Source organism: Amycolatopsis rhizosphaerae (genome assembly GCF_007713715.1).
GTDB lineage: Bacteria > Actinomycetota > Actinomycetes > Mycobacteriales > Pseudonocardiaceae > Amycolatopsis_E > Amycolatopsis_E rhizosphaerae.
This window is the reverse complement of record NZ_VJWX01000367.1, coordinates 1-7,375: the sequence shown is the minus strand read 5'-3', so window position 1 is coordinate 7,375 and position 7,375 is coordinate 1. Positions and strand designations below refer to the sequence as shown.

Here is a 7,375-nt window from a genome sequence, read left to right as displayed (position 1 = left end):
CAACGGGTGTCCATCGCCCATTGTTCGAGCATCGAAATAGAGCGATTTGAAAACGGGGCGCGAGGGACGGAAATAGCACCACGTGTGCGCGTCGCCGAATTTATAAACCTCTACACGGAATGACTCGTGCGCATATTCGAATCGACAAGGAGGGAAACGGGTGTTTTTTTAGAAATTGAGGGTAGGGGGACCCCGGCATCTCCCGCTTATATCCCCCCGCGATGAGATTTAGACAAGCCTCTGACCTGCGGAAACGGCAGCTGGAAGGCTGCTAGCACCGCTAGATTTTGCTACCCATGACGCACGGTTTTGCGCAAATCTGGCCTTTCGTGGCGAATATTCGGCGGGGATAAAGGGTTCGCGAATTGACGTCGTAGGCTCAAGGGTGACTATTTCCGGTCGCCTTGCGAATAGTCCATGAATAACTCGGAATAGATAAGGGAATTGAGTGAAATGAACCTCGAAAACATGACCGGCGAGCAGCGACTTCGGAATGTCCACGTGATCGTGACGCGGCTCGGGTTATCGTTGCCCTCGGCGGTGGGGGAAGCTCTGGCTCGACTCGATCGGGTCCGCGACCTGCACACGGCCGAATATGTCGGGCTCGCGCAGGAGGCCCGCCACGCCCGCGCCGATGCGATCAATCAGCTCATCGACGGCCGAGCAAAGCTCCGCGATGTGATCGACACTTTCGCTGTGACTGCTGCGTCCGTCGAGGGAACCCACGCCGTGGACAAGGGCGCGCCGCTCGCGTTGGCCGTACTCGACTATGCGGCCCGTGCTGCGATGGGGCGGTGCGACTTCGCGCTTGCGGCCAATGCCGGACCGATCTTCGACACGGTGGCGAAGGCGGCACGCGAAAGCATCGCTCGGATTGCGAGTTTGCCCGAGCCGCCTGCTGGCATCTTTTTGCACCCTGAGCCGACGCAACTCCTCGCACGGACGGTCGGGCATGAGGCAACGCTCAGCGTCCTCGTCCGCGAAGGCGATCGGTTCGAACAGTGCTGGAACGCCGCACTCTACGTCCGGGATACGGCCGGATACGGCGCCGAACGGCTCCAGGATGGCGCACCGCGTGATGCACTGACCTACCGGCGCTGGCAGCGGTACCGTGACTTGAACGAGAGCAACCTTGTGAGCACGAAACCGGAGTTCCGGCTGTGGCGATGTGTCGTCGAGGGTTGCGAGCCGGGAATCTGGAAGCCGGAGCAGGTGGCCGCGCTGACGGCTGAGGAGTTGTCGCCGCAGGGCAGGCTTCGGAACAACGGCTCTGCGGTCTTCTGACGGCAGCACGCGATGCGATGCCCCCGATGCCAGGCATGCGGCTGCGCACCGGGGGCGTCGAGTCAGCGAGCGGCGCCGCCGGATTCCGCGACACTGTTATGCACGGCCCGATTCGAGCACGCGCGGCACGGCGCCGCATCGGGTGTACGGATGTCGCGGGCCGTCACGGCAAGCACAAGGTCGCACACCGTCGCAACGGCGATCTCCCCGCGACCCTCCCCGATTTGCCGTTCAACGATCAGGTGCAGTTCCCCGGCGGCCGTGCGCCACTCGGGCGGGTCGTAGTACGAAACCAGCGTCACGCCGCTCATGTGCCCTCCACGGGAGCGAGGATTCGGCAGGGGATGCATTCGGGCGCTTCACGTCGCCGCGCATCCGAGACCGATGGATAGATGAGCTGTCCGCACAGCGTCAGCACGAGTGCCCCGCCGCGCCGTTCCTCGACAACGGCATGCGACTTCTCGCCAACGAACCGCCAGCGCTGCACACGCGGTAGTGCGGTTCGCCGCCGGACTGCACGGGTACTCACGTGGCAAACGTAGCAAACGAGGTATTCGAGTGGAAGCGGGTGAACGGGTTATGCGGGTGAAAACAGGTGAACGGGTTAGGCGTGTGGAATCGCGCGCTTGACTCGTGTTTGGTGATCCCGTGGGTAGTGATCGACTTCTGACGACCGGCGAGGCTGCGAAGGCCCTGTCCGTTGATCGGTCCACGCTCGCTCACTGGATGCGCGAAGGACTTGTGACGCCCACATCGGTCACCGCCGGTGGGCACGCGCGCTGGAATCTCGACGACCTACGCCGTCAGGTGCTCGCACTCGCGCAGCAACGCAGAGAGCCCCCGCAGTCAGAGAGCTGACCTTGGGGGCTCTGGCGGGCCGCCAGCGCGTCGCCGGGCCGGAACACGTTGAGCGGCGCTGCGGGTCCCTGAGCCGGTCTCCGGGCCGATGTCGGTCTCCGTTCGGCCGACCATTGTCGATCTTGAAAGGCTCATTCTCGCAGGTCAGAGGCTAAGTGCCCATTAAGGTGACCCGTTTATGACTGTGAAGGGACCCTTCACGGCTTGCCCCGGACTCGGTGAGCGCTGGGGGGTCCTTCTGTCTCATGTGTTCTCGAGGTCGCCGGCGACGGTGGACGCCGGGGTAGTGAGGATGGCGTCGAACGCGTCGAGCACGGGGGTGTGGACGTAGGCGCTCTGGATCCGGATGCGGTCGGGGCCCGTGCCGCCGGAAGCCTCCGTGCGTGCCCGGCGGAGATCGGCGACGCACAGCCCGAGCCCGGCATCGGCGAAGGCTGCCTCGACGCTTCCCGGCTCCGGGGGTTGCAGCGCGGTGGTGTCGATGGCGAAACCGAAGCGCGCGTTCTCGTCGGGGCGCATGTCGGCGGTGTGCCCGGTGATGCTGGTCAGGGCCAGGGCGGTGTAGGCATCGCCCAGGGCGTTGTGCAGGTACTGGCCCATGGGAAGCCCCGTGAGGCGGCCGTCGAAGAAGACCGGCGTTTTCTGGATGTGGGCGTTGTGCGCCGCCAGCACGATGCGGGTCCCGGGCTCGAAGTGCTTCAGGTGCCACAGGACCGACCCGGCCATGTAAACATCCCGGGCCGAGGTGTCCGCGGTCAGGCCGCTTCCGTCGTACAGCCCGGCCATGGCGCGGAAGCCGTAGTCCGCGTGGCAGGCGGCCTCGAGGCGACGCAGAGCGACGTCATAACTTCGCTGGTCACCGCGGGAGACATACAGCGGCGCGACGGCACGGAACCGGAGGAGCAGGCGCATCAGGGTCGCGCTGAGAGCATCCTGCTCGGCGGCCGCCAGGCGGGTCCAGGCCGGTGCGGCCGCGGCCGCGGAGGCACCGGCGAACGACCCGGCGATCCGCAGGGCCTTCTGGATCATGGGGAGGGTCTCGGGGTCGATCCGGCGCAGGTAGTCGGCGACCGGGGCCAGGGCGGGAAGCAAAGACCCGCCGGCCGCCGGGATGTCGATCCCGGCGAAGCGCACCGGCACTCCGGTTGTGGCGTTGTGCCGGCGTATCCAGCGCAGTGGCTCGTCCATCCCAATCGGAATCGCCGCGGCGAGATGGGCCGCCAGTTCGTCGTCATGGCCTTCCCCTCGGGCCCAGGCGTCCAGGGAGAAGCCTTCGCTGAAGCCGTATTCGAAGGCCAGGACGGTGAAACCGCAGCGTTCGGCCAGGAACCGGAGGATGCGTTGGCGCAGGAGGGAGAACTCGGTGATGAAGTGGGAGTTCTCGCCGATCGCGACGACACGGGCCGAGCCGATGAGCTCGCGCAGCGGTTCCAGGTCGTCCAGCGGCGCCTCGGGGTCGAGGTGGGTGAGCGGCACGGCGTGGGCGCCAAGCCAGCCGGTGAACGAGGTGTGGTGGGTCGGAGCAGGCATGCCGAAGCTCGATTCTGCTGTGGGAAGGTGAAGAAACGGAGCGCGGGTCACCGGGGCGCGGCCCGCTCCAGGTCGTCGACGCTGCCGGACATGATCGTGCGGAGGTGTTCGGTGATGTGCTCCAGCGGCCAGTCCCACCAGGCCAGGGCCAGGAGGCGGTCGACGTCCGCATCGCGGTAGCGGCGGCGGAGGAGCCTGGCGGGGTTGCCGCCGACCATGCCGTAGTCGGGGACGTCGTCGACGACCACGGACCCGGAGGCGATGATCGCACCCTGTCCGATGTGGACGCCGGGCATCACCAAGGACCGGTATCCGAGCCAGACGTCGTTACCCACCACGGTGTCGCCTCGCCGGGGCAGGCCGGTGACGAGGTCGGCGTGCTCGGCCCAGGAACCGCCCATGATGGGGAAGGGGAAGGTCGACGGGCCGTCCATGCGGTGGTTGGCGCCGTTCATGATGAACCGCACGCCCTCGGCCAGCGCGCAGAACTTCCCGATGACCAGCTTTTCCGGCCCGTAGTGGTACAGCACGTTGCGGGTCTCGAAGGCGGTCGGATCGTCCGGGTCGTCGTAGTAGGAGAACTCGCCGACCTCGATCAGCGGCGAGGTGACCAGCGGCTTCAGCAGCACCACCCGGGGCTGCCCGGGTATCGGATGCAGCACGGTCGGGTCCGCGGGGACAACGGGCACGAAGGGCTTCCTTTGCGAAAAGGGGTTCGCGGGCGGTCACGCCGCCCGAGTTAATGCGACAGACGTTACATTAGTATCGTGCCATGATGCCGCGGGGCAACCCGTTATCGCTTCCCGGCACCGCGACCGGAAGGAACCCGACCCGTGCCACCGCCTCAGCGCCGCCCCGGCGGCCGCACCGCCCGTATCCGCGCACAGGTGCTCGATGCGGTCCTCGTGGAACTCGGCGAACACGGTTTCGACGGGCTCACCATGGAGGCCGTCGCCGCCCGTGCCGGGGTGCACCGCGCAACGGTCTACCGGCGCTGGAACGACGTCGGCGGCCTCCTCGCGGACGTCCTCGACGCGGCAAGCGGCGATGACTGGCATCCCCCGGACACCGGCTCACTGGAAGACGACCTGGCGGCACTGAACCAGGAGATCCAGGACGCCATGACCGCGCAACCGTCGGTCATGGCGGCCCTGATCGCCGCCTCGTTCCGCTCCGAAAAGGCCGCCGACGCCCAGCAGCGGCTCTGGGAGGACCGCTACGCCCGCTGCGAGATCGTCGTCAGCCGGGCCGTGCGGCGCGGCGAACTCCCGCCCGGCACCGACGCCCGGCGGTTGCTCATCGCCGCCACCGCGCCGCTGTACCACCAGCTGGTGCTCCTGCGCACGCCACCCGACCCGCTGCTGCCACGCCATGCGGCCAGAACCGCCGCCCTCGCCGCGGCCGCCGGCGCCTTCGGGTCTCCCCGGTGAGGGGCCGGTCGGCTCAGCGGGTGGCGAGGTAGGCGCGCCAGCCGCCGTGCGCGGTGATGTCCCGGGTGGGGTCGGCGCAGGTGCGGTCGGCGACGAAGCCGAGCGCGGTGCTCCCGTCGTCGAGGGTGAGCGGGCCGAGGTGCAGCGGCTCGGTGATCGTCGGCAGCAGCGCGCCGAGTGCCGGTTCCGGCAGATCCCACACCTCCAGTTCGATTCCGCCGGAGGGCCCGTCCCCGGTGCGCACCAGCCCGGGCCTGGGCAGCGCACCGTCCACTGTGTACATGCGGTAGCCGGGGCCGGTGCGGGCCCGGCTGTGTAGCCTTCCGCCGAGCCGGACGAGGTCGGCGTTGCGCGGCTGCCCGGTGAGGTGCGCCCCGGCCACCGCCAGCAGCGTGCGCGCCGCCGGTTCCGCGGCCGCCTCCCCGGTCCAGCGGGCGGCGAGGTCGAGCAGCGGTCCGTCGGCGAAGGCGGGGGCGAGCAACTGCACGCCGAAGGGCAGCCCGTCGGGCCGTTTTCCGGCGGGCACCGCGACCGCGCTCAGGTCGAGCAGGTTGGCCATGTTGGTGAAGGTGCCCAGGCGGGAGTTGACCCCGACGGGGTCGGTCGCGACGGCGGCGAGCGTCGGGTGGCCCGGGGTGACCGGCAGCAGCAGGGCGTCGGCCCCGAGGAACGCCTGCTCGGCGCGGCGGCGCAGGCGGGCGAGCTCGTGCATCCCGGCGAACGCGTCCGCGCCGCTGAACCGGCTCGCGCCCAGCACGATCCGCCGTACCGTGGGATCCACGGACTCGTCCTCACCGAGCAGGTGGCCGAAGGCGGCGAGCCGCTCGGCGACGAAGGCCGCCTCATAGAGCAGCCGGGCCGCGGCCAGGAACGGCCCGACGTCCACCCGGACCACGTGGGCGACCGACTCGGCGTGGGCGAGGGCGGCCCGCCAGGCCGCTTCGTGCTCCGGGTCGAGGTCCATCGGTCCGTCCGGCACCGCGATGACCCGCATCCACCGCGCGACTCCCGCCGGCGCGGCCACCGGCATCGGACGGGCATACGGATCCGCGGGGTCGTAGCCGATCAGCGCGTCCAGAACGACCCGCGCGTCGGCGACGGTCCTGGTCAGCGTGGTCACGCAGTCCAGTGACGGGCACGCGGGCAGCACACCCCGCGTGGACACCAGGCCGCGGGAGGGTTTCACGCCCACCAGACCGTTGAACGCCGCCGGTACGCGGCCGCTGCCCGCGGTGTCCGTGCCCAGCGCGAACGGCACCACCCCGAGCGCGACCGCGACCGCACTGCCCGAACTGCTCCCGCCGCTGACGTGGCCGGGTGAGGCCACGCTGTGGCAGGCACCGTACGGGGATCGCGTGCCCACCAGTCCGGTCGCGAACTGGTCCAGATTGGTCTTGCCGATGGGCACCGCGCCGTGCTCCTGCAGGCGCCGCACCGCGAACGCCGGTTCGGCCGCCGCGGTGGTGAGGGCGGGGCACGCCGCCGTCGTCGGCACCCCGGCCACGTCGATGTTGTCCTTCACCGCGAACGGCACCCCGGCCAGCGGACCGTCCGGAGTGGACTTCGAGAGCTCGCGGACCTGGTCCTGGGCCAGAAGCGAGATGAAGGCGGGCTGGTCGAGGTCCCGTGCCGCCTTCAGCGCGGCCAAGGGGTCGTTCGTCATCATCGGTGCCACCTTTCCCGCTCCGCGTCGAAGGCGGCTTGCCTGCTGCTGCGGAACCGGCCGATTTCCTCGCCGTGCCGTGTCTCCAGTTCGTCCACTTCGGACAGCGAGAAGGTGGCGGGCCTGGTGTGCAGTGTGGACCGCCCGCTCCTGATGCCGGCGCGCAGATCGGCCAGTTCCTCCGCGGTGACGGGGGAGAAGCGCAGGCGGTCGAACTGGCGCAGCAGCCAGGGCCGTTCGGCCGAACCCGGGACGTGCCGCCAGACCGGCACCGTACGCCCCACGAGCTGGTAGCCCCCGGGGCCCTCCATGCCGTAGACACACAGGTAGACCCCGCCGATGCCCACCGCGTTCTGCGGCGTCCAGGTGCGCGCCGGATCGTACTTGGTGGTGACCAGGCGGTGCCGCGGGTCGATCGGCAGCGCGACCGGAGCGCCCAGGTAGACGTCGCCGAGTCCGATGACCAGATAGGTGGCGTCGGCCACGATGCGGAACACCTCGTCCCGGTCGGCCAGGTCGTTGATGCGCCGGATGAATTCGACGTTGTCCGGGCACCAGGGCGCGTCCGGCCGCACCGAACGTGCGTAGAGGGCCATCGCCTCATGCGCGG

The 7,375-nt window shown here is 69.2% G+C and carries 8 protein-coding genes; 3 read left to right on the top strand and 5 right to left on the bottom strand.

From position 1 onward, the window contains the following. The first annotated feature begins 453 nt into the window (after nt 1-453). Nucleotides 454-1,284, top strand: a complete 831-nt coding sequence (locus FNH05_RS27560) for a hypothetical protein (RefSeq protein ID WP_144591729.1) — start codon at nt 454-456, stop codon at nt 1,282-1,284. A 62-nt stretch (nt 1,285-1,346) separates the two neighbouring features. Here FNH05_RS27560 and FNH05_RS27555 read toward each other — a convergent pair whose 3' ends face one another. Further along, complete coding sequence (locus FNH05_RS27555; RefSeq protein WP_144591727.1) at nt 1,347-1,595, bottom strand: hypothetical protein; 249 nt, start codon at nt 1,593-1,595, stop codon at nt 1,347-1,349. A 322-nt stretch (nt 1,596-1,917) separates the two neighbouring features. Between FNH05_RS27555 and FNH05_RS39810 the strand changes: the two genes are divergently transcribed. Next, nucleotides 1,918-2,142, top strand: a complete 225-nt coding sequence (locus FNH05_RS39810; RefSeq protein ID WP_342781624.1) for a MerR family transcriptional regulator — start codon at nt 1,918-1,920, stop codon at nt 2,140-2,142. Nucleotides 2,143-2,385: 243 nt separating this feature from the next. Here the strand turns inward: FNH05_RS39810 and FNH05_RS27545 are convergent, their stop codons facing one another. Continuing rightward, entirely contained in the window at nt 2,386-3,672 is a 1,287-nt protein-coding gene (locus tag FNH05_RS27545; protein ID WP_144591724.1) for an erythromycin esterase family protein, read from the bottom strand. 47 nt (nt 3,673-3,719) lie between these two features. Continuing rightward, nucleotides 3,720-4,361, bottom strand: a complete 642-nt coding sequence (locus FNH05_RS27540) for a CatB-related O-acetyltransferase (protein ID WP_144591722.1) — start codon at nt 4,359-4,361, stop codon at nt 3,720-3,722. Nucleotides 4,362-4,505: 144 nt separating this feature from the next. Between FNH05_RS27540 and FNH05_RS27535 the strand changes: the two genes are divergently transcribed. Next, nucleotides 4,506-5,102 (top strand): TetR/AcrR family transcriptional regulator, encoded by a 597-nt coding sequence (locus FNH05_RS27535; RefSeq protein ID WP_144591720.1) that lies wholly within the window; start codon nt 4,506-4,508, stop codon nt 5,100-5,102. Nucleotides 5,103-5,115: 13 nt separating this feature from the next. Here the strand turns inward: FNH05_RS27535 and atzF are convergent, their stop codons facing one another. Continuing rightward, on the bottom strand, nt 5,116-6,768 hold the full coding sequence (atzF, locus tag FNH05_RS27530; RefSeq protein WP_246127969.1) for an allophanate hydrolase: 1,653 nt from the start codon (nt 6,766-6,768) through the stop codon (nt 5,116-5,118). Next, nucleotides 6,765-7,375: carboxyltransferase domain-containing protein (locus FNH05_RS27525; RefSeq protein WP_144591719.1), on the bottom strand; the 611-nt coding region annotated here is incomplete at its 5' end. The genes FNH05_RS27525 and atzF, both read right to left, overlap by 4 nt.